This window comes from Bacillus cereus group sp. MG16 (genome assembly GCF_040459875.1).
GTDB lineage: Bacteria > Bacillota > Bacilli > Bacillales > Bacillaceae_G > Bacillus_A > Bacillus_A paranthracis.
The window spans coordinates 1244701-1269320 of the sequence record NZ_JARVHE010000001.1; the positions used below are offsets into that span (position 1 = coordinate 1244701).

Genomic DNA, 24620 nt, shown 5'->3' on the forward strand with positions numbered 1-24620 from the left:
TTTAGGTAGTATGTCCAAAAGAAAGGAGTGTATGAAAAATTTTAGGAGGGGAGAATAATGAACAAAAGAAAATGGTTATATAGAATAGGGATATTTTTCGTTTCAATCGGTCTCATATTAGCAAATGTTTATTCAGATATACCACACCACCGTTATTTCCTAGTTTGCATAAAGGGGTTGGTATAAGTATTGCCATAGTCGGTCTGTTTTGTCTTATCACATCAAACTTTTATAGAAAGTCTGAATGAATATAAAAAAGGACAGTTACTTTTTTTCAGAAGAACTGTCCTTTTTAAATAACTTATTCCATAGCTTGGCGATACTCCATATAATGACGATTGCAATGGAGGCAATAATGGACCAGACGATTGATATTATTTCAAGTGTCATGTTAGGAAGGAATGTGAGAATGGATACTACTTTATGAAACAACCATTCTATTATGTGAAAACTTATTTGTAATAGAATGACGATACTAAGTGTGATCCATGCTAACAGTTGCTTCCCTTTTTCTTTCCACATGACATTCACCTCACGTTAGCTTAATAGTTTTAAGCCAACAGCGCCGCATAGAATGCAGCTTAAGAAAGCAAGACGACGCCAATCCGCTGATTCGCGGAAAATAAGGATGCCTAGAAGTGCACTTCCGGCAGTTCCGATTCCAGTCCAAATCGCGTAAGCAGTTCCCATCGGTAATGTGTTCATCGCAAGGGATAAGAAGAAGAAGCTTACGCCGAAGTTAGCGATTAAAATAACTTTTGGTGCCCAGCCTTTCTTTTCAGTGGCTACTTTCATAAAGAGTACACCAATAATTTCACAAATACCAGCTAGAATTAAAAATACCCAAGCCATTTTATGCGGCCTCCTTCGCTTCTTTTTCTTCTGTTACTCGCTTTAAACCAATTACGCCAAAGAAGATTAAACCAATTAATAATACTTTTACGATAGAGAATGGCTCCCCGAAAACGAAAATTTCTGTAAGAACGATTCCACCAGCTCCAATTCCAGTGAAGACTGCGTATACAGTACCAACAGGTAAATCTTTATAAGCTCTAAATAATAAGACGAAACTAATTGTAATTAATAACGCAACACCAGCCCATTCAAGTGGAGCCTCCGCGTGTTTTAATCCAATTACCCAAAAGATTTCAATAATACCAGCTAAGATTACATAAATCCATGCCATATGTCATTTCTCCTTCCTACCAGTCGTTAGGTAAAGGGCTTAAAAACGACGCATTGCAAAGGAGCAATCCGTCAGTTTGAAAGTCCACGCCAAAATACTTTCCAAGAAGCGTCTAAACGTGTCTCAAAACGATTTAAACCTGCGTATAGTAGTTCAACCATAAGACCGTCAAGTAAGCATAGAAAAGCCTCTAAGGCGTCTTTTACTTTAATGTTATGCAACTCATCTCGTTCGCTTGCTCTTTTAAATACAGGGAATAAAAGCTTTCCGACGTTTTCAATGTGTACATTTGCTTTATTAATAATTTGTTCGCGAAATGCATCAGGCGGAAAATAAGAAGTTCGTAACCAAAACATTGATTCTTCACTTTCACCAAATCGTTTTGCATAGCCCTTTAGTAGCTGTAAGAGCAATTCTTCAGTAGACGAATTGGAAAACTTTTCGATATCGCCTGTGAAGCTCTGTAAATCTTTTTGAAGAGCGGATTCTAAGCATATAAAATATAGCTCTTCTTTTCCTTTAAAGTGTGCGTAAATTGATGGTTTTTTAATCCCGACTTCTTGAGCAATATTTGCTAATGAAGTTCCTTCGTAGCCGTAGCGTGCGAAATGAGAAAGTGCTACAGCTTTAATGCGGTTTGCTGTCATTTTCATCCCCTACCTACCGTTCGTTAGGTTTATTATATGCGAGTGAAAATATAAAGTCAATAGGTGAAGAGCTGAAAAGAGCGCTATAGGTAACGCTCTTATTAGACAGTATCTCGCTCAATTAAATGGAATGAAAGCTCTTTTGCGTTCCCGATAATTTGCTCACTTTGGATTTGTTTATGGAATAAAGAAAACGCATGTGAGCCCATTTCGAGACCGGGATGTTCAATTGTTGAAATTTCTAACGCCTTTGAAATTTCATGATTATCAAATCCAAGGATAGCAAGGTCTTCGGGTACTCGAAGACCTTGTTTTCGAGCCTCTGTTAATAAACCAGCTGCAACTTGATCGTTCGCTGTAAAAATAGCGGTTGGACGATTTTTCATGTTTAAAATACGATGGAGTATTTGTGCACCGTCTTGCATTGTATAGCATTGATGAAAAATCCATTCGGGATGTAACGTTTTGCCTTCGTTGCGAAGTGTATCAGCAAACGCTTTTTCACGTTCCATGGAATTTACACTTGTTTTTCTTGCTAAACAAATCCCGATTTTTTCATGGCCTTTATTGAGTAAATAGGCGGTGCCGAGACGGAAGCCTTCATAATGATCTACGTAGACAGATGAAATGAGGGGGTGGTGCATTTTTTCGCATGAAATAATAGGAGCAAATTTTGCGAAAGGTTCAATTTGTTCCCATGAACTCGTTCGAGAGCAAATAATCATCCCGTCGAATTGTTTCATTTTCATCATTTCAAGAACACGAATTTCTTCGATACTATCGTAATTCGTTTGACATAAATTAATGTGATATCCAGCTGCTAACGCTTCGTTGCCGATTCCTTCAATAATGGTACTGAAGTATGGAAGGTTAATGAAAGGGAGCATAACACCGATCGTATATGTTTTTCCCTTTATTAAATGAATAGCATTTATATTTTTGGCATAGTTCAATTCTTCAACAGCATCTAGAACACGCTTACGTTTTTCTTCTTTTACGTAAGGATGATTATTCAGGACGCGAGAAACAGTTGATATGGATACACCAGCGGTTTTTGCAATTTGTTTTATATTGGCCATATGTATCACCTCTCTCCTTATTATAAAGGGAAAATAATAAGAATGAAAAAATCTTGACCTGAAAAGCTTTTCACAAACTATGTTATAAATATGACTTCTGTTATTCGCGTAACCTTTTTATTTGGGCGTGAGAATGATAGGGGTCTTTTTTGCGTTTATAAAAGAAGTTTTGTCAAAATGTGTGAGAATAACGTGGAAAGTTTTCAAATGAAAAAACTAGCTGAATTATTCAGCTAGTTTTTGTATGTTATTATTTCTTTTTAATTTTTCCAGTCCACGTTTTAAATCCACCTTGTAATTGGTAGAAATCTTTGTAGCCTTGTTTCTTTAAGTATTGAGCCGCACGACCAGTACGGAATCCGCTTTGGCAGTATAAGTAAACTGGTTGATCTTTACGAAGTTCTTTATGACGAAGGCGAATTTGTGATAACGGAATGTTACGTGCGCCTAAAATATGCCCTGCAGTATATTCGTCTGCTTCGCGAATATCGATAAGCTGTGCTTTACGGTAGCCAGCGCGAAACTCTTCTTCTGAAAGTGTTGTAATTAATTTTTTCTGATAGAAATACATCCATACAGTGTAACCGATGAACGCTACGATTACGGCTAATAAAATAATCCAAGTTGTTGACACGATTCTATCGCTCCCTTTTTTCTTATCCTACTTTCAATATTATAATGCCCGTATGTATTTATGCAACAGATTCATTTGTATATAAGAAGAAATTTCGTATTCTTTCACAAATTTTGTCGAATTTGGTAGACTAGAGAATGTGAAAAATAATTGGTTATATGAGGTGCAGGATGGGAAAAGAAAAATGGTGTTATATTAACTCTGGTCAATGTTCACCGGCATTTAATATGGCGTTAGATGAATGTTTATTAAATTGGCAAAGTGAAAAGAAAATGCCACCAACCATTCGTTTTTACGAATGGGAAGTACCAACATTAACAGTCGGGTATTTCCAACGTGTTGAAAAAGATATTAATATGGATGTAGTTAACGAAAAGAAATATGGATTCGTTCGTCGTCAAACAGGCGGCAGGGGTGTACTACATGATAAAGAATTAACGTACAGTGTTATTGTGTCTGAAGATCATCCAAATATGCCAAAAACAGTTACAGAAGCGTATCGTGTTATTTCGCAAGGTTTATTAGATGGTTTTAAAGCATTAGGGTTAGAAGCGTATTATGCAGTTCCAAAAACAGAAGCAGATCGTGAAAATTTGAAAAATCCACGCTCAGGCGTATGTTTTGATGCACCGTCTTGGTATGAAATTGTAGTAGAAGGAAGAAAAATCGCAGGTAGTGCGCAAACACGTCAAAAAGGTGTTATTTTACAGCACGGGTCGATTCCATTAGAAATAGATTTAGATGAGTTATATGATCTGTTTTTATTCCCGAATGAACGTGTGAAAGAACGTATGAAGAGTATGTTCTCTTCTAAAGCGGTAGCAATTAATGAATTAACAGACCGTACGTTTACAATCGAGCAGTTAATTAAAGCGTTTGAGGTTGGGTTTGAAAAAGGATTAGATGTAGAGCTTGTTCCGTATGAATTAACAGAAGAACAATTACGTGAAGTGCAAACGTTAGCAAAAGAAAAGTATGAAAGTAAAGAGTGGAATTATAAAAAATAAGAGATGGCAATTGCCACCTCTTATTTTTTTATAGTAAATTAAGTACTTTTTCTACTTTGATTCCTTTATCTTGTAAAGAACGAAGGCGATTGACAACGTCCATAATTTCTTTGTCAAATGTAACGCTAATACCTTGGCTTTGTAATTCTTCTTTTAAGCTTTCAATAGAATCATCTATGTCGATGCCAAGCTCGTAATCTTGACAAACTTCAATTGTCTTTTTCACGAGTTTCACATAATTTTCTTGTAGTTTTGAATTTGTTTCAGTCAAAGCAGGTTGCTTCGGTTTTGCAGGCGCGACCGGCGTTGTCTCTTGCTTTGTAACTGGAGTTGGTACTTCTCGTTTCACAGGTGCTGGAGTAGATAATTCCACAGCTGCTTCTACACTTACTGGCTTCGGTGCCGGAGTAGGCTTAGGTGTTGATGCTATAGCAGGTGTTTCCACACGTGTAACAGGCTTTGGAGCAGGTGTAACTGCTTTTGGAGCTTCTACAATTACTTCTTTTTTCGGAGTAGCTTCTACAACTGTTTCTTCTTGTTCAGCAGCCTCTTTATTTTCTTTACTCCACATAACGCGTTCTATTTCTAGAGAAACATTATTTTTGTTCATCGCTGTTAATGTAACTTTACCAACTTCAGCGTTTCCAGTGAAATCAACAATTTTATAAATAACACTCTTGTTCCAATCCACGTTTCCGCTCAAAAATAATTCTTCGTTACATTTCGGCGTTAAGCCCTCGATTTTAATTTCTGCGTTTACACCGTTTTCACTATATACCATAATTAGCGAAGCATTTACATCTTCGTCTGCTAACATTAGTTCACGTACCATTTTGCCGGTGCGTACTTGCGTTTTCTTCTTAACTGACATCTAATTTCTCCTCTCAAAAATTCAGTAATAATAAAAAAATCGTATAACGAAAAATAATTGCTCACGAAGATTTATGATACCGATAATAAAAGCATCACGTCAACAATTAACTTTAATTATTTTGCATTTTTCTTATTTTCTTTATGAAATTTTTCAATTTGTAAAATTAGACAGAAGAAAAACAGCCTTTTGAAGGGCTGTTAAAAATTAGATTTTTTATATAGGAATTTATATAAAGCATAAAATAGGATAGCGATTAAAGCGTTTTGCCAAAAGGTTAGATGATAAATGAGATAAGGTTGTTTTTTAAAATAAATATTTAAGAATATAGCGGAACAAAATGGGATAGCAAATGCGAATCCAAATAGAATTCTTCTTTTCCAATTCATTTTCTGATCAAAGGAGTACCGCTTTAATAAATATAAAATGAATAGTATACCTAGTATAATTATTGAAACAGACAAAGTAGTTCCAAGGATACTAAAAGGTGGACTTATTATTTCGGTATTCTTTTCAAAAAAGAAAATGAAAAGAGAAGCAATGGTGTCTATTCCAAACTGTATAGCCAGAAGTAAGCTAATAACAAAGCCAATTAAAGAAGTTTTTTCTAACATTGTTTGAACCGGCAAAGACGATATGAGTTCATCACAATAAGATTGTAAGTCATCACCAAAAATGTCATAAGCATTTTTATTTTCTGCTTGTGCTTCAATGAGATGGTCTAATATTTCTAGTAATAGTTCTTCTACTTGTTGCTCTGGCACGTTAGATAAACGAAGATAAACTAGCATATCGCTATAAGCAACTTCATTTTCAGGTGTTAGAAGTTCGCGTTGTTTGTTGTTCAATTTAATCATGTCTTGTGCATTCATCCCCATCACTCCCCCTGTAATAAATTGTTCACCGTTGTTGAAACCATTCCCCAGCTTTGTTTAAATTCTTCAAGCTGTTCTAATCCTTTATTCGTTACGTGATAATATTTTCTCTTTGGCCCAAGTGAGGAGGCTTTTAATGTTCCTTCAATCAATTTTTCTTTTTGCATACGTAACAATAACGGATATATGCTTCCTTCACTTACGAATGTAAATCCGTGTTTATTTAATTTTGTACTCAGTTCATATCCGTACACTTCTTCTTGTGAAATGATGTATAGGATGCAACCTTCGAGTACACCTTTTAACATTTGGCTGTGCATGATTTCACCACCTTTTACTCAGGTAACTTGCTGTGCAAGGTAGCTGTTATCCAAATTGTAACATTCAGTAACTTGCAACGCAAGTTACTGAGGTGGAAAACTTTAATGCGTTTTAATTTTTCCACGTTCCCCATACTAACGAGAGGAGGGAAGTATATGAAACCGTTTATGCCAAAACTCGTTTACTTTGAACCGAAGGCACTTGAATATCCACTTGGAAAAGAGCTATATGAGAAGTTTACGAAGATGGGACTAGAGATTCGTGAAACGACATCCCATAATCAAATTAGAAATTTGCCGGGTGAAAATGATTTGCAAAAGTATCGCAATGCAAAGGCGACACTTGTCGTTGGAGTGAGGAAGACATTAAAATTTGATACGTCAAAACCGTCAGCTGAATATGCAATTCCGCTTGCAACAGGGTGTATGGGACATTGTCATTATTGCTATTTGCAAACAACACTTGGGAGTAAGCCTTACGTTCGCGTGTATGTGAATCTTGATGAAATATTTGAGAAAGCAAAGCAATATATGGATGAGAGAGCACCTGAAATCACAAGGTTTGAAGCTGCTTGTACATCAGATATCGTTGGGATCGATCATTTAACACATGCATTAAAGCGCGCGATTGAATTCATTGGAGAAAGTGAGCATGGGCGTTTACGTTTCGTTACGAAATATTCGCACGTTGATCATTTGTTAGATGCAAAACATAACGGGAAAACTCGTTTCAGGTTTAGTATTAATTCACGGTATGTAATTAAAAATTTTGAGCCGGGGACGTCACCCTTTGAAGAGCGTATTGAAGCAGCACGTAAAGTAGCAGGCGCTGATTATCCACTTGGTTTTATAGTTGCGCCACTTTATATGCATGAAGGATGGGAAGAAGGATACCGTGAATTATTTGAACGACTGTACAATGCACTAAAAGATTTGTCCATACCGAATTTAACATTTGAATTAATTCAACATCGCTTTACAAAACCAGCAAAAAAGGTCATTCAGGAGCGTTATCCGAGTACGAAGCTTGAAATGGATGAAGAGAAGCGTAAATATAAATGGGGACGGTACGGCATCGGGAAATACGTATATAAAAAAGATGATGCGGAAGTATTGGAAGAAACAATAAGAGGCTATATATATGAGTTTTTTCCTGATGCAGAAATACAATACTTTACTTAAGGGGAGTCTGTATACAAATACAGATTCTTTTTTGTTTTATATATTTAGGCTTGTTTTCAACTTGTCACGTTATTCTTTCTGGTGTATCATTTTATTGATTGCTTCGTACGGAATGAGCAAAATGAAATTGGATGGAGGAAACCGATGCCTACCCCTAGTATGGAAGATTATATTGAACAAATTTATTTGTTGATTGATGAAAAGGGTTATGCCCGCGTATCTGATATTGCTGAAGCGCTTAGTGTACATCCATCCTCTGTAACAAAAATGGTGCAAAAATTAGACAAAGATGAATATCTAATTTATGAAAAATATAGAGGGCTTGTATTAACATCAAAAGGTAAAAAAATCGGAGAACGTCTCGTATATCGTCATGAATTGTTAGAGCAATTTATGCGTATTATCGGTGTGGATGAAAGTAAGATTTACAATGATGTAGAAGGAATTGAACATCATTTAAGCTGGGAAGCAATTGATCGTATTGGTGACTTAGTGCAATACTTTGAACAAGATGAGGTTCGAGTGGAAACACTTCGTGGCGTTCAAAAAGCAAATGAAGAGAAAAGTAATTAAGGGGAACGTAAGTCGTTTCCTTTTTTATTTCAATCGAAAAGGATGGGAGAATTATGAAAGCAATTATTTTTGATTTTGATGGATTAATTGTGGACACAGAAACAATATGGTTTCACTCTTTCAGAGACGCCGTTCGTGAGTACGGTGGGGAGTTACCTTTAGAAGAATTTGCAAAGTGTATTGGAACGACAGATGATGTACTGTATGCATATTTAAATGAGCAATTAAAAGAGAAGTTTAGCAAGCATGCATTAAAAGAAAAAGTAGAAATTTTACATAAAGAAAAAATGAAAACACCAGAAGCTCGTGACGGGGTAAAAGAATACTTACAAGAAGCGAAAGAAATGGGATTAAAAATCGCGTTAGCATCTAGTTCATCTAGAGAATGGGTGATTCCTTTTTTAGAAGAGCTACAAATTCGAGATTATTTTGAAGTTATTAAAACGAGAGAAGATGTTGAAAAGGTAAAACCAGATCCAGCACTTTACCGAGTTGCGATAGAAGATTTAGGGATTGATCCGTCTGAGGCTGTTGTATTTGAAGACTCGTTAAACGGATTGAAAGCAGCAATTGCGGCAGGGTTAACGTGCGTTGTTGTACCGAATGATGTGACACGTAATTTACCATTTGCAAATCATCATCTTCGAATTGAAAGTATGAAAGATAAAAGCTTGAAAGAAGTACTGCAAAATATAAAGAAAGACCGTATTTCCTAAAAGGAAGCACGGTCTTTCTTTTTGTTTTTTTTACCTTCAATGACAGTTAAATGAGATTGTTTTCTTTTTCGCTTTAAAGAAGAAAGATTCCCTTTTTTCCCTTTGTCATTAGAAGCGTTTGATTTAAAGAAAGAATTGCTTAGGGGTGCTACATTTTGTTTCCCATGCTTGCGGCTCGATTGTTTTGCAGCGCGCTTATATGAGCTTTGCGAATTTGCTGAACCGCTAGAGTTTGTAAACATTTTGTAGAGTAAATAAAAGATACCAACGACAGCCAACATGATACCAATATTTCTTAACACTCCCATTGGATCTGTAATGACAGATGAAACAAGGCCGAATATTGCTAATCCGATAATAAGCACAAATATAGCGAAAGTAAACGAACGACCGTTCATAAGGAACACCTCCTAAAAACATATATTAAAATTAGTATATTAACGATGAGGAAAGGAGTTGAACACCATTTTTAAATAATTATTGTTTGTTTTCTAAACGTAATAATTCTTCAAACGATGCAATGGCTACTTCCACTTGATCATCTGTTGGTTCTTTCGTTGTTAATAGTTGTAGCCATAATCCGGGATATCCAAGTATGCGTAATACTGGAATATCGCGTAATCGATTCGTAAATTGTAACACTTCAAAAGAAATGCCGAGCACGACTGGAATTAATAAAATTCGGTTTACCACTCTGGCCCAAAGTGGATCTGTAGGGACAAGGAAATAAACAAACATTCCAATAATGACTGTAAATATAATGAAGCTACTGCCACAACGATAATGAAGGCGAGTTTGTTTTTGAACATTTTCTACAGTCAATGAAAGATTATTCTCATAGGCATTAATTACTTTATGCTCCGCACCATGGTACTGAAATACCCGCTTAATGAGTGGCGTTAAAGAAATAAAGTATATATAGCTCAATAATAACATGAGCTTAATGACACTTTCGACAATGATTTGCCCTGTATGAGATGGGAAAATCGGTCTCGTTAATTCAGCTAGTAATGCAGGAACTGCTGTGAAAATGACTTTACCGAATATGAAAGATAAAACGCCAACTGCTGCAACTCCTAATACCATCGTTAACTTCGATTGTTCTTCTTTTTTATTTGCAATTTGTTCATCTTCTTCTGGGTGAACATCAAATCGTTCTGAAGCAAAGTTTAAATGTTTTGCCCCGTTCGCGCTTGCATCCACAATAGCGGCAATCCCTCGTAAAAATGGAATTTTTTTTAGGATAGATAATGCTTTATTACGAACGCGTGGTAATCGATAAAATTCAATCGATTTATCTTTACGACGAACCGCTGTAACAGTATATTCTCTACCGCCAAACATAACTCCTTCTATGACTGCTTGCCCGCCATATATTTGTTTTGACTCTTCTGCCATGTTAACACCAACCTGTATTTGTTTCTCTCTTATGTAGAAAAAGAGGCAATTGTCATACTGGGTTCTGTCGTTTTGAAATAAGACAATCACCGAGTTTCCTTTATTTTATCGACAAATACAAGTAGATGACAAGGAAAAATGTTACGAGAGTCGGACATTTCTTATTCTTTTTATAGACAAATTTCGCAGTATTTAAACATGGTTCAAAATAGTTTCGGGCATACTATTGAGCGGAGGTGTCGATGTGAGTCAAGAACAATTAGGAACAAGGAATTTTGTACAAATTGGTTTATTTGGTGGACTGTTTTGGGGAGGAATATGGTATTTCCTTCATATATTTTCATTTACAGAAGCGGGACCGAACTATTTACTTCTACCATTTGCCTTTGGAAACTGGAAAGAAGGGGTATGGGGCAATGTGTCAGGAATTGTTTGTATGGGACTACTTTCGATTTTAATTGCCTTTTTGTATAAAGCCTTTTTGGCAAAGTTTGAAGGAATTCTGCCAGGGATGATTTATGGTCTATTTTGGTGGGCGTTACTATTTTTCGGAATGGGGTTAATAGCGCCTGCTATTAAAAGTGCACTCCATTTACCGAAAGAAACAATTGTGACGACGATATGCATTTTTATATTGTATGGTGTATTTATAGCATACTCTGTTTCTTACGCAGTAAATACCAATAAGGCCGAGCGAGAAGGGGAAGAGAAGACAAACTATTCAAACAAGTAACTCCTATGTTAAAATGTTGTATAGACATTTAATATTAAGGAGTTTTAAGCATATGAAAAAGGTACTCCTCGTAAACGGTCCTAACCTAAATCGCCTCGGTGTCAGAGAGGTAAATGTATATGGAAAGGGCACGCTAGCGACACTTGAAGCAGATATGAAGCAAGAAGCAGAAACAATGGGAGTGGAGTTAGAATGTTTCCAATCGAATCATGAAGGTGCGATTATCGATCGTATTCATGAGGCGGAAGATATATATGAAGGGATCATTTTAAATCCTGGAGCATTTACGCATTATAGCTATGCGATTCGAGATGCAATTGCGAGCATTTCGATTCCTGTTATTGAAGTACATATTTCTAACATTCATCAGCGTGAGTCGTTCCGTCACGAATCTGTGACGGCAGCTGTTTGTGCGGGACAAATTGTTGGATTTGGTTTTTATGGCTATAAGTTAGCGTTATTTGCATTAATGGAGAAATTGAGGGAGGCATAAAGTAATGGAGAAAATCGAAAGATTAAGAAGTGCATTTGATGAGGCTGGTATTGACGGTATTTTGTTAACAAATGAACATAGTCGTAGATATATGGCTAACTTCACAGGAACAGCTGGTGTTGTACTCATTTCGAAAAACCGCGCTCAATTTATTACAGATTTCCGTTACGTAGAGCAAGCTACTAAACAAGCGGTTGGATACGAGATTGTACAGCATGCGGGATTAATTATCGATGAAGTTGCAAAGCAAGTGAAAGAATTAGGAATTCAAAAGCTTGGCTTTGAGCAAGATACTCTTACATATAGTTCTTATTCAGCTCATAAAGAAGCGATCGATGCTGAATTTATCCCAACTTCTGGGCTTGTAGAAAAGTTACGCTTGATAAAGACTGATTCAGAGATTAAGATATTAAAGGAAGCTGCACAGATTGCAGATGCTGCCTTTGAACATATTCTATCATTCATTCGCCCGGGAGTATCTGAAATTGAAGTGTCAAATGAACTTGAATTTTTCATGAGAAAACAAGGAGCAACATCTTCTTCGTTTGATATTATCGTTGCTTCAGGTCTTCGTTCGGCATTACCGCACGGCGTGGCATCTGAAAAAGTGATAGAAACAGGAGATTTCGTTACATTAGACTTCGGCGCTTATTACAAAGGATATTGCTCTGATATTACTCGTACGATTGCAGTTGGTGAACCATCTGATAAATTGAAAGAAATTTATAATATCGTTTTAGAAGCACAATTACGTGGTGTGAACGGTATTAAAGCTGGTTTAACTGGCCATGAAGCAGATGCGTTAACGCGTGATTACATAACGGAAAAAGGATACGGTGAATACTTCGGACATTCTACTGGTCATGGAATCGGTCTTGAAATCCATGAAGCACCAGGTTTAGCATTCCGTTCTGATACAGTACTTGAACCAGGTATGGCTGTAACAGTAGAGCCAGGTATTTATATTCCAGGTATTGGCGGCGTACGTATTGAAGATGATATCATTGTGACAAGTGAAGGTAATGAAGTAATTACGAAATCACCAAAAGAACTTATTATTTTGTAATACACAGGAGGATTTTTTTACATGATTTCAGTAAACGATTTTCGTACAGGTTTAACAATTGCAGTGGATAATGGCCTTTGGCAAGTACTTGATTTCCAACACGTAAAGCCAGGTAAAGGTGCTGCATTCGTTCGTTCTAAACTACGTAACCTTCGCACAGGTTCTGTTCAAGAGAAAACATTCCGTGCTGGTGAGAAAGTAGAAAAAGCACACATCGAAAACCGTCGTATGCAATACTTATACGCAAGCGGTGAGTCTCACGTATTTATGGATAACGGAACTTATGAGCAAATCGAACTTGGTGAAAAACAAATCGAGCGCGAGCTTAAATTCCTAAAAGAAAACATGGAAGTATCTATTATGACTTACCAAGGCGAAGTACTTGGTGTTGAACTTCCAAACACAGTTGAATTACAAGTTACAGAAACAGAGCCAGGTATTAAAGGTGATACTGCTTCTAACGTAACAAAACCAGCTACATTAGAAACTGGCCTTGTTGTACAAGTACCAATCTTCATTAACGAAGGCGAAACACTTATCATCAACACTGGTGAAGGTAAATACGTTTCTCGTGCATAGTAAAAAAGCACTCGTGATTATCACGAGTGCTTTTTTTATAGAAAATAGGGCAAATAATAAATAGTAGTTATTATAAAACTAAAAGCTGTAAGACTAGCAGCACCTGTTGTGTAAGGACCCCATGTCATTTGAAAAGGTTTTACTGTACCTGTTTTATATATAGTGTGATCAATGTTGTTATTTTGGCTTATATTTAAAGCAACGAGCCAAATTGCCCCGAATATCGCTAAACTACCAAGGAAAAAGGCTTCCATGAATGACCAGCCGACCAATGATGAAAAAAGATAAATAAGAGTTACTTCTACTACGACTGTTAAACTAATTTTTAATCTCTTCATATTTTTCCTCCTCATTCTGTAATTCCAACCAGTTTAAAAATTTTTCACGTGACACGACGTGCAGAGAGCAAGATGACCTTACTTCTTTCTCTAGTGCAGCGTGTTCGTCTGGAAACTTGTTTTCCACATGCAATGAAATATAAGGTAGTTTTTCTTGTGCTTTTAAAGAGCGAATATTATTCGTTTTAGCACCAGCAAATACATAGGAAAGTTGTAAGTCTAAAAAAGCAATCTTAAAAATTTCTTTTTTTGCAGCCTCATTATATCCTTTTCCCCAGTATGGATAGCCGAGCCAGCTGCCAATGTGAGATTGTTTCTTCTCGTAATTAATATGTTTAAGTGTGGTGAGACCAATTATTTCATTCTCTGCATTTACAATCACTCTCGATAAAGACTTCTTTTGGCGTTCTTCTTCTATGGCGAAAAGAAGGAATGCTTTCGTGTCTTCGATTGTTTCTACTTTTATTCCTAATGCGTTTTTTACATGTGGATCACTTGATAGCTTGAAAATCGCATTTGCATAACGGAAATCGAGTGGTAATAAAGTAACTCGTTGCATCATTTTCCCTCCTTTTCAATAAATATACCATAAAATACCATTATTATTAAGAATATTCAAATTATTATAGGCGGTAGATAAAAATTATGTTTTTAATTCTGAAATAGACAACCTCTGCATATGGTTGTACAAATATATTCTTTTTTAGCACACGCACTAGTAACCGTTATGGGAGAAGGTGGGAGAATGAAACAGTGGCTAGCGGCAATGGAAACATCTGTGCTTGTAATGGGGCTGCTTCGGTTGTTTTCAGGTAGCGCGGAAATATTCGCCGCTTTGCTTATGCTTTATGTGAATGATGCGAAGAAAGCATTGTTTATAAATGGTATGTTGGCGTTTGTTGGACCGACCGTATTAATTTTAACAATGACAATAGGCATAGCGAGTGTGGCAAGTGAGATCTCTTTCTTGAAACTCTTTTTTCTAGCGCTTGGAATTGGCTGCATTTTTATCGCGTTGTTGAAATAAGTAAGTCGAGTATAGTGGGGCGAAGCTGATGAAAGAAGTATTAGAAGTTTTACCAAAAACGATGAAGCAGTTAGTGGAAAATTGTAAGCAGTACGATGCTCTAGAGGAAATCCGTGTTCGAATTGGAAGACCGCTAGAGTGTATTGCTCAAGGTGAAGTGTTTTTTTATGACTATATCGTTACAGCAGAGGATGCTATTTACTTATTGAATAAGTTAAGTCACTTCTCAATTTATACAATGGAAGAAGAATTAAAGCGTGGGTATGTGACACTCCGAGGTGGGCATAGAATAGGCTTAGCAGGAAAAGTTATTACAGAAAAAAGCACAGTGAAAATGATTCGAGATGTCTCTTCTTTTAATATTCGTATTGCTCGTCAAAAAATAGGCATTGCTGAACCACTTTTACCGTATTTGTATGAATCACGATGGTTAAACACGATGGTAATTGGCCCGCCACAAACGGGAAAAACAACACTTTTAAGAGATGTAGCGCGTTGCATGAGTCAAGGTGTAAGTACTTCGAAAATTCCTTCTTGTAAAGTCGGGATTGTTGATGAACGGTCAGAAATTGCTGGCTGTGTGAAAGGCATCCCGCAATATGACTTTGGCACACGAGTAGATGTGTTAGATGCATGTCCAAAAGCTGAAGGAATGATGATGATGATCCGTTCTATGAGCCCAGATATATTAATTGTGGATGAAATTGGTCGTAAAGAAGATAGTGAAGCAATTATGGAGGCTGTACATGCAGGGGTTCAGCTTTTTATAAGTGCACATGGATTTTCCTATGATGATGTTGTGAAACGCCCATCATTAAAGGCAGTGCTAGAGCTCGGCATTTTTGATAGGTTTGTGGAATTGTCAAAAGCAAGAGGGCCAGGAACAGTTATGCAAGTGAAAGATAAATATGGAAAACCGGTATTACCTCATAGAAAGGCTGAGGGCGTATGGTGAAAATATTTGGTGCAGTGTTAATCGTTGCGGTCAGCACCTTTTTCGGGTTTTCATACGCCAAAAGATACAGTGAGAGACCGAGGCAACTTAGATTATTAAAAGCGGCACTGCAATCATTAGAGGCAGAAATTATGTATGGGCATACACCATTGTCTGAAGCCGCTGAGCGATTAGTGAAACAAATGCCGAAGCCGTTAAATTGGATATTTCAAAGTTTCGCTAGCAGGCTAGAAAGTGGAGAACAAACAGTTAGAGAAGCTTGGATAGATAGTTTGAAAGAAAATTGGAAGCTAACAGCATTTCAACAAACTGAGTATGAGATTTTGCAGCAATTTGGTGAAACGCTCGGACAACATGATCGTGAATCACAACAAAAACATATTCGGTTATGTATTACACATTTAGAGAGAGAAGAAGAAGAAGCGAAAGCATTACAGCTGCAATATGAAAAGATGATTAAGAGCTTAGGAGTACTAGCGGGGCTACTTATCGTAATTTTACTGCTATAGGGGGGAGAAAGGCGATGTCCATTGATGTTGGATTAATATTTCAAATCGCCGGAATCGGCATTGTTTTAGCTTTCATTCATACTGTACTAAAAGAATTAAAGCGTGAGGATATTGCAAATTGGGTTATCCTCGTCGGTTTTGTCGTTATTTTATTTCATGTCGCATTTTTAATTAATACACTATTCGACAAGATTAAAAGTGTCTTTCTCTTCCAGTAAAGGGGGCGGTTCGAATCGAAATTATACAAATTGTCGGATTAGGCCTCGTTGCTACGTTTTTAGCAGCTGTATTGAATCAGCATAAATCTAGCATTACGTCATTATTTATTGTGTTCGTAGGTAGCGTAATGTTCCTTCTTTTAATCGATCAAATTCACGCTATTTTACAAATGATTGAGAGAGTAGCGAGTGAAGCGAAAGTTAGTAACGTATATGTAGAAACGTTGCTAAAAATTATTGGGATTGCTTATATCGCTGAGTTTGGAGCGCAAATTACAAAGGATGCAGGGCAGGGGGCAATCGCTTCGAAAATTGAATTGGCTGGAAAGATTTTAATTCTCGTTATGGCGATCCCTATTTTGACGGTTGTAATTGAAACTATTCTCGGATTTTTACCGACGGGATAAGGGGGAGTGAATGTTGAGGGGGTTTGGAGCTAAGCTGCTATTTGCTTGCTTCCTTTTCTTTTCTTTACCGGTTGTTGTACAAGCTTCTCCTGTAGAGACAAACGTCGTTGATCAACAATTGGATAAGCTCGGAATTGAAGATGTGAAGCAATTTTGGGACGGGCTTGTTACAAAATATGGAGGTTACTTACCAGAGAGTCAAAAAGGTAGCTTTATGGAGTTTGTAAAGGGAGAAAAAGAAATCTCTATAAAAGAGTGGATGCTAGGTTTATTAAAGTACTTATTTCACGAACTTGTTGCAAATGGGAAACTACTCGGAACGCTCATTATGCTCACAATTTTTAGTGCATTGTTGCAATCACTGCAATCTGCATTTTCAAAGAGTAGCGTAAGCAAAATAGCCGATGCAGTTGTATATATGGTACTAATTATTTTCGCTTTAAATAGCTTTTATGTCGTTATGACATATGCAAGAGAAACGATACAAACAATGGTAGATTTCATATTAGCGTTATTGCCTATCTTGCTTGCACTCATAGCGACAGGTGGTGGTGTTGTATCCGTATCGTTTTTTCATCCGATTATCATCTTCTTAATGAATACGAGTGGGCTTTTGATGAATTATATCGTTCTACCACTTTTATTACTTGCAACGATATTAAGTATTGTAAGTACGATGAGTGATCAATATAAAGTTACGAAATTGTCCAAGCTTCTGCAAAACGTTAGCGTCGGGATTATCGGTATCTTTTTAACGATTTTTTTAGGCGTATTATCTGTACAAGGAACAGCGACAGCTGTTGCGGATGGAATCGCTGTGAAAACAGCTAAATTTGTAACAGGAAACTTTATTCCTGTAGTAGGAAGAATGTTTACAGAGGCGGCGGATACAGTTATTAGTGCGTCGGGATTATTAAAAAACACAGTCGGAATTATCGGACTCGTCATTCTATGTTTAATTGTCGCTTTTCCAGCGATTCAAATTTTTTGCATTGCATTTATTTATAAGTTCGCAGCAGCAGTATTGCAACCAGTTGGCGGCGGAGCAATTATTCAATGTTTAGATATCATTGGACGGAGCATCATTTATGTATTTGCTTGCTTAGCTATCGTATCGTTTATGTTCTTTTTAAGTATCACAATTATTATTGCTGCGGGGAACATTACACTTATGATGCGGTAGGAGGTGAAGGGTATGCAATTTGTTACAGAGTGGATTAGAAATATTATCGTTTTTTTACTCTTAGCGACAATGCTTCATCTTATTCTTCCAAATTCCAATTTGCAAAAGTACGTTAAATTCGTTGTAAGTCTATTATTAGTTGTTTTAATTTTAACGCCCCTTTTTAAACTATTGCAAACAGATGTAAATGAAGTAATCGCAAATTTTAATGAAGAGAAGTACGTAGCAGAAGGATCTGTAAAAAATTCAATAGATTCGAAGAAAAAAGAAATACAAGCTCTAACACGTGCATATAGTTTAGAAGAGATGGCTACCAAAATGAAAAAAGAAGTAGGAAAAGAGTTTGAGAAACAGTATGGTATGTCAGTCTCTGAAATACAAATAGTCGCAGCGGAAAGCACAGCGGAAGTAAAGTCAGCGAAAGATATTCAATCTGTTGTTGTGACGTTGAAAGAAAAAGAACGTAGTAAAAATGATGCAATCGAAACAGTAAAACCAGTTGAAATTAATACGAAAGAACCACCGAAAAAAGTAGAGGAAACGAATGGAGAAATGAAAGACTTCTTTTCAAGCAGGTGGCAACTAGAGAATAAACAAATCCAAGTTCAAATGGAAGGGAGGACAGGTAGAGTAAATGGACAATAAAGATAAAAATTCGAAGTTCTCATTTTTTCGAAACTTATTGAATGGAGATGAAAAAGAAAGTAATGAGAAGGGAAAAAAGGTAACACCTAAGTTCTTACTTGTCCTACTCATACTTGGAATGTTGCTTATGTTTTCTAGTAGTTTCTTTTCAAGTAAAAAAGAAGAAGTACCTGTATTTAAAGAACAAAAAACTCAAAACCAAGAAAAAGACGTACCAACTTTTGGACAAAAAAATAATGATAATATGTCAAATGTAGAAAAATATGAAAAAGCGTATGAACAAGAATTAAAAGCAGCCTTAGAAGAAATAGCAGGAGTAAAAGATGTAACGATTAATGTAAATTTAGACTCATCAGAGGAAAAAATATTAGAAAAAAATACAGTGAAACGTTCACAAACAACAGGTGAAACAGATAAAACAGGTGGCAAGAGGGAAGTAGAAGATGAGTCTCTTGATGAAAAGACAGTCATTATACGTGAAGGGGATAAAGAAACTCCCGTTGTTTTACGAACAGAGAAACCGAAAGTGCGAGGTGTTCTTGTCGTAGCAAAGGGAGTGGATAATATACAAGTTAAAGCGATGGTAAAAGAAGCTGTCATACGGCTACTAGATGTACCAGCCCATCGCGTTTCAGTTTCACCGAAAAATTGATAGGGAGGAAATAAAGTGTTAAAAAAACAAACGGTTTGGCTATTAACGATGTTAAGTTTAGTTGTTGTACTATCTGTGTATTACGTAACAACTCCAGACAAAATGAATACAGCATCGCCGGCAACAGGTGAAAAGATTGGACAAGAAAAACAAGGTACTGATAAAGCAGTAACAAACGAAGCACCTAAAGAAACGCCTAAAAAAGAAAATACAAACAAGGAAACATCAAATAAAGAAACAAACAAAGAAACAGATAAAAAAGAGAGTGCTACAAAAGAAACAAGCAAAAAAGAAGCTAACGTAACAGTTCAATCAAGTGATGAAAATTTCACAGCATTACGTATGCAAATGGAAGATCAGCGAAGTGAACAAAAAGCAAAATTACAAGAAGTGATGAGTTCAACAAAAGCTTCAGCAACAGAAAAGAATAAAGCGAAAGAAAATTTTGATGCAATCACTACAATGGAAACGAAGCAAGAATTACTTGAGACAGTAATTAAATCTCAAGGAGGATATAAAGATGCCCTTGTAAGAGCTGATGGAACTGACATTAAAGTAACTGTAAAAGCAGCAAAACATTCACAAAAAGAAGCGAATAAAATTATACAACTTGTAAGAAGTGAAGGCGGATCAAAAGATGTAGGTGTAAAATTTGATCCACCAACAAAATAAAACGAATAATCCGCGGGGAATTCCTCCGCGGATTATTCGTTTTTAGTAATCGGATTGTTTGAAAATAGTTAGATAAAAATAATAATAGAAAAAAGCTATCATTTTCGATAGCTTTTTTCTGTTTCGTCTTTGTTTTTACTATGTTCAACTCGGAACGGAGAAATACGTTGTGAGTAAAAGATTAGCGGTTCATGGTAGTGATGATTACTTTTTCCGGATTTGACGTGGATGAAGAGAACGAATGCCCAGACCATTACGGCAGGTAAGAAGAGAATGAGCCATATCATATGTCCACACCTCGATACGATATATTTTCTACACTTTGAACATACTATTCTTATATGAAGGAATGATGAACGACGTGTAAACAAAAAAATAATATTTGGTAAAAATATGTTATTGACTATAGATGAGGTGACGAGTAAAGCGGTAATGGTAGGTTTACTTTATAGTATTTTGAAAAGTAAGGAATGTTTTTTCGGAAGTGGTCTTGCCAATTTTGTGTGAAACTTGGTATTATTACTAGGTAATAAATTTTTATTGGAATAATATTTTTACAGGAGTTTCGATTTATTATAAAGAAATATAAATTGGAATGTTTAAAAAATTTATCGTAAGATGGAAATAGTAACTATTTCTATTAGTAAATGAAATACATTTTCTAATAGAGTACATCGTATTTTTACAGTCAATCTAGTTTTAGTGAAGAGAAATCTGTAAAAACGGGACAAACAAGAGTATGGGAGTGGATTTTACATGTTTAAAATTCAAGAAGTTCGTGAATTAATTAAATTAATTGATAGCTCTAATATTGATGAATTTGAATACAAAAAAGATGGTACGACAATCAAAATGAAAAAGCGTGGTAATGAAGTTGTTGCGGTGCAAGCACCTGTAGCAAAACAAGCCGTGCAACCAGTAGCACCTGTTGAAGTTGAAACGACAGTAGCGGCAGCACAAGTGGAAGTGCCAAAACAAGAAGAGAAAAAAGCTGTTCAGAATGAAAACCTACATAAAATTACATCACCAATGGTAGGTACATTCTATTCTTCTTCTTCTCCTGATACGCCTCCTTATGTAAGTGTAGGAGATAGAGTATCGAAAGATTCTATCGTATGTATTGTCGAGGCTATGAAGTTATTTAACGAAATCGATGCAGATGTAGATGGAGAAATTGTTGAGATTCTTGTTAATAACGGACAGCTTGTTGAGTATGGACAACCGCTATTTCTTGTAAAAGCGTAATAAGGGAGTCTTTGTGATGATAAAAAAAGTATTAATAGCCAATCGTGGGGAAATTGCTGTACGAATTATTCGTGCTTGTAAAGAAATGGATATTGAAACAGTCGCAATTTATTCAGAAGCAGATAAAGAGTCACTTCACGTACAAATTGCTGATGAGGCGTATTGTGTAGGACCAACGATTTCGAAAGAAAGCTATTTAAATTTAACGAACATTATTAGTGTTGCGAAGTTAACAGGCTGCGATGCAATTCATCCAGGATACGGATTTTTAGCAGAGAATGCAGATTTTGCAGAGTTATGCCGTGAGTGTAACTTAATTTTTATCGGTCCAAGTCCAGAAGCTATTTCAAAGATGGGCACAAAAGACGTTGCTCGTGATACAATGAAAGAAGCAGGGGTTCCGATTGTACCAGGTTCACAAGGAATTATTAAAAATACCGAAGAAGCGATCGAACTTGCGAATCAAATTGGATATCCTGTTATTATTAAAGCGACTGCAGGTGGCGGCGGAAAAGGTATTCGTGTTGCGCGCCATGAAGAAGAGCTTGTAAAAGGAATTCAAATTACACAGCAAGAAGCTAGTACCGCTTTTGGGAACCCTGGTGTATACTTAGAAAAGTACGTTGAAGATTTCCGCCATGTTGAGATTCAAATAATGGCAGATACACACGGAAATGCCATTCATTTAGGAGAGCGTGATTGTACGATTCAGCGCCGCTTGCAAAAACTACTAGAAGAAAGTCCATCACCAGCACTTGATGAAAATGTGCGTAAGCAGATGGGTGAGGCGGCAGTTAAAGCGGCGGTAGCGGTTGATTATACAGGTGCTGGTACGGTTGAGTTTATTTATGAATATAAAACGAAAAGCTTTTATTTCATGGAGATGAATACGAGAATCCAAGTTGAGCATCCAGTTACTGAAATGGTAACAGGGGTAGACTTAATTAAAGAACAAATTCTTGTTGCTTCTGGAGAAAAGTTATCGTTACAGCAAGAAGAAGTACAATTTAATGGTTGGGCAATTGAATGCCGAATTAATGCGGAAAACCCTGCCAAAAAATTTATGCCATCTCCAGGTAAAGTAGAAATGTACTTGCCACCAGGCGGATTTGGTATTCGCGTCGATTCAGCTGTATATCCGGGATATTCAATCCCACCTTTCTATGATTCGATGGTTGCTAAATTAATTGTTCACGGAAAAACACGTGAAGAGGCAATTGCAAAAATGAAGCGTGCACTCAGTGAGTTTGTCGTTGAAGGCGTACATACAACAATCCCGTTCCATTTGCAATTGTTAGATCATCCTGATTTTGTAAAAGGTGAGTTTAATACGAAATTTTTGGAAGAGCATGAACTTGTGACGCAGTGATACATTAAAGGAGGTTTTTTTCATGGCTGAACATATGTTAGATATGGGTCAAGATACAACTCTTGGTAAAGTAGAAATTGCACCAGAAGTAATTGAAGTAATCGCAGGTATTGCAGCTGCTGAGGTAGAAGGCGTAGCGGCAATGCGTGGTAATTTTGCTACAGATGTTGTTGAGAAGTTAGGTAAGAAAAATCATGGTAAAGGTGTAAAGGTTGAACTAGCAAACGAAGATATTATCGTTGACCTTTATGTTGTAATGTATTTTGGCGTAGCAATTCCAGTTGTTGCACAAAAGATTCAAGACAACATTCGCCAAGCACTCTTTACAATGACAGGGCTTGAGCCAAAAGAAGTGAATGTTCACATCGTTGGCGTAACATTCGAAACACAAAAAACAGAAATCGAACCAGTGTAAGAATGAAAAAGGTGCCTAGTAACATAGGCATCTTTTTTATCGTTTCATTTCTTCACAAATTACAACCCTCTAATTATTATACTATTTCAAAAAATGAGAAATAAAAAAGAAAATGTTTCGTTTTACCAAAAAACGTACATTGTGATAAGATATGGAACTTGAAGTTAATCTTTTTATTATTTTTCAGCCTTGTAACCCGTGTGTGAAACGATAAATTGTGTTATTATCATTGTATTATAAGGTTGGAAAATCAATGAAAACTGTAAGAGTAAGTGAATTGACGGCTTATAAATTATAATAATATAACAAAGCATAAGGAAAGACTTGAAGCATAAAGGAGAGTTACAATGAAACGTAGGACGGCTAGAGAAAGAGCTATGCAAGCATTATATCAAATGGATATTACAGGTGAATTAGAACCGAAAGTAGCAGTGGAAAACACGCTAGATGAAGGTGAAGAAACAAATGAGTTTCTAGAATCACTTGTTGTAGGTTTTGTAGAAAATAAAGAAGTAATTGATGAAGCGATTCGTCAAAATTTAAAAAAGTGGAAGCTTGAGCGTATTAGTATTGTTGATCGCAGTATTTTACGTGTAGCTGTGTATGAAATGAAATACATGGAAGAAATTCCACACAACGTAACAATTAACGAGGCAATTGAAATTGCTAAAACATTTGGGGATGAGGAATCTCGTCGTTTTATTAACGGCGTTTTATCTAATATAAAAGATACACTGTAATTTCTTTAAGGGGGAATCTTAAAATGGTAGCAGTAATCATCAAAGGAAATGAAGTTGCGGAGAAAAAACGAGCACAATTAACAGAAGAAGTTGTGAAGTTGAAAGAGCAAGGGATTGTACCAGGATTAGCAGTTATTTTAGTTGGAGAAGATCCAGCATCTCGTTCTTATGTAAAAGGAAAAGAAAAGGGCTGTGAACAAGTAGGAATCTATTCAGAGCTAATTGAATTTCCTGAAACAATTACGGAGGAGCGTTTGCTTGCTGAAATCGATCGCTTAAATGGCGATGACCGCATTAATGGCATATTAGTGCAATTACCTTTACCAAAACATATTGAAGAAAAAGCTATCATTGAAAGAATTTCACCAGAAAAAGATGTAGATGGATTTCACCCAATCAGCGTAGGACGTATGATGACGGGACAAGATACATTCCTTCCATGTACACCGCATGGTATTGTAGAGTTAGTAAAAGAAACAAATCTTGATATCTCAGGAAAACATGTTGTAGTAATTGGAAGAAGTAATATTGTCGGCAAGCCAGTGGGACAATTGTTCTTAAATGAAAATGCAACTGTCACATACTGTCATTCAAAGACGCAAAATATGAAAGAGTTAACGAAATTAGCTGATATTTTAATCGTAGCAGTAGGACGACCTAAAATGGTAACAGCTGATTATATGAAAGAAGGAGCAGTTGTAATCGACGTTGGTGTAAACCGTTTAGAAACAGGAAAACTTTGTGGTGATGTTGACTTTGACAATGTGTTAGATGTTGCAGGTTACATTACACCTGTGCCAAAGGGTGTTGGTCCAATGACGATCACAATGCTTCTTCATAATACTGTTGAATCGGCTAAGCGTGCAGGTGTCGTTTGTAAATAATT

The 24620-nt window shown here is 36.4% G+C and carries 36 protein-coding genes and 1 pseudogene; 23 read left to right on the forward strand and 14 right to left on the reverse strand.

Annotation, left to right across the window (positions count from 1 at the left end; translation table 11 throughout):
- Positions 1 to 57: 57 nt before the first annotated feature.
- Positions 58 to 248: pseudogene (locus tag QCI73_RS06485) on the forward strand (hypothetical protein).
- Between the two features lie 16 nt (positions 249 to 264).
- Here the strand turns inward: QCI73_RS06485 and QCI73_RS06490 are convergent.
- The 6 genes from QCI73_RS06490 to QCI73_RS06515 form a co-directional block, all read right to left on the reverse strand.
- Positions 265 to 522, reverse strand: coding sequence for a DUF3975 family protein (locus QCI73_RS06490; protein ID WP_353822667.1), 258 nt, complete (start codon positions 520 to 522; stop codon positions 265 to 267).
- A 15-nt stretch (positions 523 to 537) separates the two neighbouring features.
- Entirely contained in the window at positions 538 to 852 is a 315-nt protein-coding gene (locus QCI73_RS06495) for a DMT family transporter (protein WP_000312623.1), read from the reverse strand.
- Between the two features lies 1 nt (position 853).
- Positions 854 to 1186 (reverse strand): DMT family transporter, encoded by a 333-nt coding sequence (locus QCI73_RS06500; protein ID WP_000312349.1) that lies wholly within the window; start codon positions 1184 to 1186, stop codon positions 854 to 856.
- Positions 1187 to 1257: 71 nt separating this feature from the next.
- Positions 1258 to 1839, reverse strand: coding sequence for a TetR/AcrR family transcriptional regulator (locus tag QCI73_RS06505; protein WP_353822668.1), 582 nt, complete (start codon positions 1837 to 1839; stop codon positions 1258 to 1260).
- 95 nt (positions 1840 to 1934) lie between these two features.
- Positions 1935 to 2912, reverse strand: coding sequence for a LacI family DNA-binding transcriptional regulator (locus tag QCI73_RS06510; RefSeq protein ID WP_001273958.1), 978 nt, complete (start codon positions 2910 to 2912; stop codon positions 1935 to 1937).
- 250 nt (positions 2913 to 3162) lie between these two features.
- Positions 3163 to 3546 (reverse strand): rhodanese-like domain-containing protein, encoded by a 384-nt coding sequence (locus QCI73_RS06515; protein WP_000108655.1) that lies wholly within the window; start codon positions 3544 to 3546, stop codon positions 3163 to 3165.
- Between the two features lie 170 nt (positions 3547 to 3716).
- Between QCI73_RS06515 and QCI73_RS06520 the strand changes: the two genes are divergently transcribed.
- A complete protein-coding gene (locus tag QCI73_RS06520) occupies positions 3717 to 4553 on the forward strand; it encodes a lipoate--protein ligase family protein (RefSeq protein WP_000514083.1) in 837 nt (278 codons plus the stop codon).
- Positions 4554 to 4581: 28 nt separating this feature from the next.
- Here the strand turns inward: QCI73_RS06520 and QCI73_RS06525 are convergent, their stop codons facing one another.
- The 3 genes from QCI73_RS06525 to QCI73_RS06535 all read right to left on the reverse strand — a co-directional run bounded on the left by QCI73_RS06525 (position 4582) and on the right by QCI73_RS06535 (position 6619).
- Entirely contained in the window at positions 4582 to 5424 is an 843-nt protein-coding gene (locus tag QCI73_RS06525) for a hypothetical protein (RefSeq protein ID WP_353822669.1), read from the reverse strand.
- 200 nt (positions 5425 to 5624) lie between these two features.
- Complete coding sequence (locus QCI73_RS06530) at positions 5625 to 6296, reverse strand: DUF1129 domain-containing protein (protein ID WP_327922506.1); 672 nt, start codon at positions 6294 to 6296, stop codon at positions 5625 to 5627.
- Between the two features lie 5 nt (positions 6297 to 6301).
- A complete protein-coding gene (locus tag QCI73_RS06535) occupies positions 6302 to 6619 on the reverse strand; it encodes a PadR family transcriptional regulator (protein WP_000556087.1) in 318 nt (105 codons plus the stop codon).
- Positions 6620 to 6775: 156 nt separating this feature from the next.
- On the opposite strand from QCI73_RS06535, the gene splB reads away from it, so the two are divergent.
- From splB to QCI73_RS06550, 3 genes are all read left to right on the forward strand, one after another.
- Positions 6776 to 7801 carry a spore photoproduct lyase gene (splB, locus tag QCI73_RS06540; RefSeq protein WP_353822670.1) on the forward strand — a complete coding sequence of 342 codons (1026 nt, stop codon included), beginning with the start codon at positions 6776 to 6778 and terminating at the stop codon, positions 7799 to 7801.
- Between the two features lie 144 nt (positions 7802 to 7945).
- Positions 7946 to 8374, forward strand: coding sequence for a transcriptional regulator MntR (gene mntR, locus QCI73_RS06545; RefSeq protein WP_001143076.1), 429 nt, complete (start codon positions 7946 to 7948; stop codon positions 8372 to 8374).
- 53 nt (positions 8375 to 8427) lie between these two features.
- Entirely contained in the window at positions 8428 to 9090 is a 663-nt protein-coding gene (locus QCI73_RS06550) for an HAD family hydrolase (protein ID WP_353822671.1), read from the forward strand.
- Here the strand turns inward: QCI73_RS06550 and QCI73_RS06555 are convergent.
- Both QCI73_RS06555 and QCI73_RS06560 read right to left on the reverse strand, forming a co-directional pair.
- Entirely contained in the window at positions 9087 to 9488 is a 402-nt protein-coding gene (locus tag QCI73_RS06555) for an SA1362 family protein (RefSeq protein ID WP_001014446.1), read from the reverse strand. The two genes, QCI73_RS06550 and QCI73_RS06555, sit on opposite strands and share 4 nt — an antisense overlap.
- A gap of 79 nt (positions 9489 to 9567) precedes the next feature.
- On the reverse strand, positions 9568 to 10488 hold the full coding sequence (locus QCI73_RS06560) for a DUF1385 domain-containing protein (protein WP_000807112.1): 921 nt from the start codon (positions 10486 to 10488) through the stop codon (positions 9568 to 9570).
- A 244-nt stretch (positions 10489 to 10732) separates the two neighbouring features.
- Here QCI73_RS06560 and QCI73_RS06565 point away from each other — a divergent pair, with 244 nt between their 5' ends.
- The 4 genes from QCI73_RS06565 to efp are packed head-to-tail and all read left to right on the forward strand — an operon-like array spanning position 10733 to position 13359.
- A complete protein-coding gene (locus QCI73_RS06565; protein ID WP_029439894.1) occupies positions 10733 to 11221 on the forward strand; it encodes a YqhR family membrane protein in 489 nt (162 codons plus the stop codon).
- Positions 11222 to 11273: 52 nt separating this feature from the next.
- Positions 11274 to 11714, forward strand: a complete 441-nt coding sequence (aroQ, locus tag QCI73_RS06570) for a type II 3-dehydroquinate dehydratase (protein WP_000757087.1) — start codon at positions 11274 to 11276, stop codon at positions 11712 to 11714.
- Between the two features lie 4 nt (positions 11715 to 11718).
- Positions 11719 to 12780: a Xaa-Pro dipeptidase gene (gene pepQ / locus QCI73_RS06575; protein ID WP_353822672.1), complete on the forward strand. Its 1062-nt coding sequence runs from the start codon at positions 11719 to 11721 to the stop codon at positions 12778 to 12780.
- Between the two features lie 21 nt (positions 12781 to 12801).
- Complete coding sequence (gene efp / locus QCI73_RS06580; RefSeq protein ID WP_000626512.1) at positions 12802 to 13359, forward strand: elongation factor P; 558 nt, start codon at positions 12802 to 12804, stop codon at positions 13357 to 13359.
- 35 nt (positions 13360 to 13394) lie between these two features.
- Here efp and QCI73_RS06585 read toward each other — a convergent pair whose 3' ends face one another.
- Together QCI73_RS06585 and QCI73_RS06590 are read right to left on the reverse strand one after the other, a co-directional pair.
- Complete coding sequence (locus tag QCI73_RS06585; protein WP_000825748.1) at positions 13395 to 13697, reverse strand: hypothetical protein; 303 nt, start codon at positions 13695 to 13697, stop codon at positions 13395 to 13397.
- Entirely contained in the window at positions 13678 to 14256 is a 579-nt protein-coding gene (locus QCI73_RS06590; RefSeq protein WP_353822673.1) for a GNAT family N-acetyltransferase, read from the reverse strand. Before QCI73_RS06590 ends, QCI73_RS06585 begins: the two co-directional genes overlap by 20 nt.
- A 186-nt stretch (positions 14257 to 14442) precedes the next feature.
- Between QCI73_RS06590 and QCI73_RS06595 the strand changes: the two genes are divergently transcribed.
- From QCI73_RS06595 to QCI73_RS06635, 9 genes are read left to right on the forward strand one after another with little or no spacing between them, the layout of a single operon-like run.
- Positions 14443 to 14724 (forward strand): YqhV family protein, encoded by a 282-nt coding sequence (locus tag QCI73_RS06595; RefSeq protein WP_000816054.1) that lies wholly within the window; start codon positions 14443 to 14445, stop codon positions 14722 to 14724.
- A 28-nt stretch (positions 14725 to 14752) separates the two neighbouring features.
- Complete coding sequence (spoIIIAA, locus tag QCI73_RS06600) at positions 14753 to 15679, forward strand: stage III sporulation protein AA (RefSeq protein WP_000665886.1); 927 nt, start codon at positions 14753 to 14755, stop codon at positions 15677 to 15679.
- Positions 15673 to 16188 (forward strand): stage III sporulation protein SpoIIIAB, encoded by a 516-nt coding sequence (gene spoIIIAB, locus QCI73_RS06605; RefSeq protein ID WP_000238697.1) that lies wholly within the window; start codon positions 15673 to 15675, stop codon positions 16186 to 16188. Before spoIIIAA ends, spoIIIAB begins: the two co-directional genes overlap by 7 nt.
- A 14-nt stretch (positions 16189 to 16202) precedes the next feature.
- The gene (gene spoIIIAC, locus QCI73_RS06610) at positions 16203 to 16406 is read left to right on the forward strand and encodes a stage III sporulation protein AC (protein ID WP_000020914.1); all 204 of its coding nucleotides are present in this window, start codon (positions 16203 to 16205) and stop codon (positions 16404 to 16406) included.
- Between the two features lie 23 nt (positions 16407 to 16429).
- Complete coding sequence (gene spoIIIAD, locus QCI73_RS06615) at positions 16430 to 16813, forward strand: stage III sporulation protein AD (protein ID WP_077317075.1); 384 nt, start codon at positions 16430 to 16432, stop codon at positions 16811 to 16813.
- A gap of 10 nt (positions 16814 to 16823) precedes the next feature.
- Positions 16824 to 17996: a stage III sporulation protein AE gene (spoIIIAE, locus tag QCI73_RS06620; protein ID WP_000943695.1), complete on the forward strand. Its 1173-nt coding sequence runs from the start codon at positions 16824 to 16826 to the stop codon at positions 17994 to 17996.
- Positions 17997 to 18008: 12 nt separating this feature from the next.
- Entirely contained in the window at positions 18009 to 18641 is a 633-nt protein-coding gene (gene spoIIIAF, locus QCI73_RS06625; RefSeq protein WP_001161050.1) for a stage III sporulation protein AF, read from the forward strand.
- Entirely contained in the window at positions 18631 to 19293 is a 663-nt protein-coding gene (gene spoIIIAG / locus QCI73_RS06630) for a stage III sporulation protein AG (RefSeq protein ID WP_000368876.1), read from the forward strand. The genes spoIIIAF and spoIIIAG overlap by 11 nt, the downstream gene beginning before the upstream one ends.
- A 15-nt stretch (positions 19294 to 19308) precedes the next feature.
- Positions 19309 to 19965 (forward strand): SpoIIIAH-like family protein, encoded by a 657-nt coding sequence (locus QCI73_RS06635; RefSeq protein WP_000914701.1) that lies wholly within the window; start codon positions 19309 to 19311, stop codon positions 19963 to 19965.
- A gap of 98 nt (positions 19966 to 20063) precedes the next feature.
- On the opposite strand, the gene QCI73_RS06640 is transcribed toward QCI73_RS06635, so the two are convergent.
- Positions 20064 to 20252 carry a hypothetical protein gene (locus QCI73_RS06640; RefSeq protein WP_002081027.1) on the reverse strand — a complete coding sequence of 63 codons (189 nt, stop codon included), beginning with the start codon at positions 20250 to 20252 and terminating at the stop codon, positions 20064 to 20066.
- Between the two features lie 469 nt (positions 20253 to 20721).
- On the opposite strand from QCI73_RS06640, the gene accB reads away from it, so the two are divergent.
- The 5 genes from accB to folD all read left to right on the forward strand — a co-directional run bounded on the left by accB (position 20722) and on the right by folD (position 24618).
- Complete coding sequence (accB, locus tag QCI73_RS06645; RefSeq protein WP_000472870.1) at positions 20722 to 21210, forward strand: acetyl-CoA carboxylase biotin carboxyl carrier protein; 489 nt, start codon at positions 20722 to 20724, stop codon at positions 21208 to 21210.
- A 16-nt stretch (positions 21211 to 21226) separates the two neighbouring features.
- Positions 21227 to 22579, forward strand: coding sequence for an acetyl-CoA carboxylase biotin carboxylase subunit (gene accC / locus QCI73_RS06650; protein WP_000592876.1), 1353 nt, complete (start codon positions 21227 to 21229; stop codon positions 22577 to 22579).
- A 22-nt stretch (positions 22580 to 22601) separates the two neighbouring features.
- Positions 22602 to 22994, forward strand: a complete 393-nt coding sequence (locus tag QCI73_RS06655) for an Asp23/Gls24 family envelope stress response protein (RefSeq protein ID WP_000807630.1) — start codon at positions 22602 to 22604, stop codon at positions 22992 to 22994.
- A gap of 347 nt (positions 22995 to 23341) precedes the next feature.
- Positions 23342 to 23734, forward strand: coding sequence for a N utilization substance protein NusB (gene nusB, locus QCI73_RS06660; RefSeq protein ID WP_000830249.1), 393 nt, complete (start codon positions 23342 to 23344; stop codon positions 23732 to 23734).
- Between the two features lie 23 nt (positions 23735 to 23757).
- The gene (gene folD / locus QCI73_RS06665; protein WP_000226728.1) at positions 23758 to 24618 is read left to right on the forward strand and encodes a bifunctional methylenetetrahydrofolate dehydrogenase/methenyltetrahydrofolate cyclohydrolase FolD; all 861 of its coding nucleotides are present in this window, start codon (positions 23758 to 23760) and stop codon (positions 24616 to 24618) included.
- Positions 24619 to 24620 lie beyond the last annotated feature (2 nt).

What these genes read in the sequence shown, in the direction of transcription:
- QCI73_RS06490 (WP_353822667.1), bottom strand. Translation starts at nt 522, where the DNA reads ATGTGGAAAGAAAAAGGGAAGCAACTGTTAGCATGGATCACACTTAGT.
- QCI73_RS06495 (WP_000312623.1), bottom strand. Translation starts at nt 852, where the DNA reads ATGGCTTGGGTATTTTTAATTCTAGCTGGTATTTGTGAAATTATTGGT.
- QCI73_RS06500 (WP_000312349.1), bottom strand. Translation starts at nt 1,186, where the DNA reads ATGGCATGGATTTATGTAATCTTAGCTGGTATTATTGAAATCTTTTGG.
- QCI73_RS06505 (WP_353822668.1), bottom strand. Translation starts at nt 1,839, where the DNA reads ATGAAAATGACAGCAAACCGCATTAAAGCTGTAGCACTTTCTCATTTC.
- QCI73_RS06510 (WP_001273958.1), bottom strand. Translation starts at nt 2,912, where the DNA reads ATGGCCAATATAAAACAAATTGCAAAAACCGCTGGTGTATCCATATCA.
- QCI73_RS06520 (WP_000514083.1), top strand. Translation starts at nt 3,717, where the DNA reads ATGGGAAAAGAAAAATGGTGTTATATTAACTCTGGTCAATGTTCACCG.
- QCI73_RS06525 (WP_353822669.1), bottom strand. Translation starts at nt 5,424, where the DNA reads ATGTCAGTTAAGAAGAAAACGCAAGTACGCACCGGCAAAATGGTACGT.
- QCI73_RS06530 (WP_327922506.1), bottom strand. Translation starts at nt 6,296, where the DNA reads ATGAATGCACAAGACATGATTAAATTGAACAACAAACAACGCGAACTT.
- QCI73_RS06535 (WP_000556087.1), bottom strand. Translation starts at nt 6,619, where the DNA reads ATGCACAGCCAAATGTTAAAAGGTGTACTCGAAGGTTGCATCCTATAC.
- splB (WP_353822670.1), top strand. Translation starts at nt 6,776, where the DNA reads ATGAAACCGTTTATGCCAAAACTCGTTTACTTTGAACCGAAGGCACTT.
- mntR (WP_001143076.1), top strand. Translation starts at nt 7,946, where the DNA reads ATGCCTACCCCTAGTATGGAAGATTATATTGAACAAATTTATTTGTTG.
- QCI73_RS06550 (WP_353822671.1), top strand. Translation starts at nt 8,428, where the DNA reads ATGAAAGCAATTATTTTTGATTTTGATGGATTAATTGTGGACACAGAA.
- QCI73_RS06555 (WP_001014446.1), bottom strand. Translation starts at nt 9,488, where the DNA reads ATGAACGGTCGTTCGTTTACTTTCGCTATATTTGTGCTTATTATCGGA.
- QCI73_RS06560 (WP_000807112.1), bottom strand. Translation starts at nt 10,488, where the DNA reads ATGGCAGAAGAGTCAAAACAAATATATGGCGGGCAAGCAGTCATAGAA.
- aroQ (WP_000757087.1), top strand. Translation starts at nt 11,274, where the DNA reads ATGAAAAAGGTACTCCTCGTAAACGGTCCTAACCTAAATCGCCTCGGT.
- pepQ (WP_353822672.1), top strand. Translation starts at nt 11,719, where the DNA reads ATGGAGAAAATCGAAAGATTAAGAAGTGCATTTGATGAGGCTGGTATT.
- efp (WP_000626512.1), top strand. Translation starts at nt 12,802, where the DNA reads ATGATTTCAGTAAACGATTTTCGTACAGGTTTAACAATTGCAGTGGAT.
- QCI73_RS06585 (WP_000825748.1), bottom strand. Translation starts at nt 13,697, where the DNA reads ATGAAGAGATTAAAAATTAGTTTAACAGTCGTAGTAGAAGTAACTCTT.
- QCI73_RS06590 (WP_353822673.1), bottom strand. Translation starts at nt 14,256, where the DNA reads ATGCAACGAGTTACTTTATTACCACTCGATTTCCGTTATGCAAATGCG.
- QCI73_RS06595 (WP_000816054.1), top strand. Translation starts at nt 14,443, where the DNA reads ATGAAACAGTGGCTAGCGGCAATGGAAACATCTGTGCTTGTAATGGGG.
- spoIIIAA (WP_000665886.1), top strand. Translation starts at nt 14,753, where the DNA reads ATGAAAGAAGTATTAGAAGTTTTACCAAAAACGATGAAGCAGTTAGTG.
- spoIIIAB (WP_000238697.1), top strand. Translation starts at nt 15,673, where the DNA reads ATGGTGAAAATATTTGGTGCAGTGTTAATCGTTGCGGTCAGCACCTTT.
- spoIIIAC (WP_000020914.1), top strand. Translation starts at nt 16,203, where the DNA reads ATGTCCATTGATGTTGGATTAATATTTCAAATCGCCGGAATCGGCATT.
- spoIIIAE (WP_000943695.1), top strand. Translation starts at nt 16,824, where the DNA reads ATGTTGAGGGGGTTTGGAGCTAAGCTGCTATTTGCTTGCTTCCTTTTC.
- spoIIIAF (WP_001161050.1), top strand. Translation starts at nt 18,009, where the DNA reads ATGCAATTTGTTACAGAGTGGATTAGAAATATTATCGTTTTTTTACTC.
- spoIIIAG (WP_000368876.1), top strand. Translation starts at nt 18,631, where the DNA reads ATGGACAATAAAGATAAAAATTCGAAGTTCTCATTTTTTCGAAACTTA.
- QCI73_RS06640 (WP_002081027.1), bottom strand. Translation starts at nt 20,252, where the DNA reads ATGATATGGCTCATTCTCTTCTTACCTGCCGTAATGGTCTGGGCATTC.
- accB (WP_000472870.1), top strand. Translation starts at nt 20,722, where the DNA reads ATGTTTAAAATTCAAGAAGTTCGTGAATTAATTAAATTAATTGATAGC.
- accC (WP_000592876.1), top strand. Translation starts at nt 21,227, where the DNA reads ATGATAAAAAAAGTATTAATAGCCAATCGTGGGGAAATTGCTGTACGA.
- QCI73_RS06655 (WP_000807630.1), top strand. Translation starts at nt 22,602, where the DNA reads ATGGCTGAACATATGTTAGATATGGGTCAAGATACAACTCTTGGTAAA.
- nusB (WP_000830249.1), top strand. Translation starts at nt 23,342, where the DNA reads ATGAAACGTAGGACGGCTAGAGAAAGAGCTATGCAAGCATTATATCAA.
- folD (WP_000226728.1), top strand. Translation starts at nt 23,758, where the DNA reads ATGGTAGCAGTAATCATCAAAGGAAATGAAGTTGCGGAGAAAAAACGA.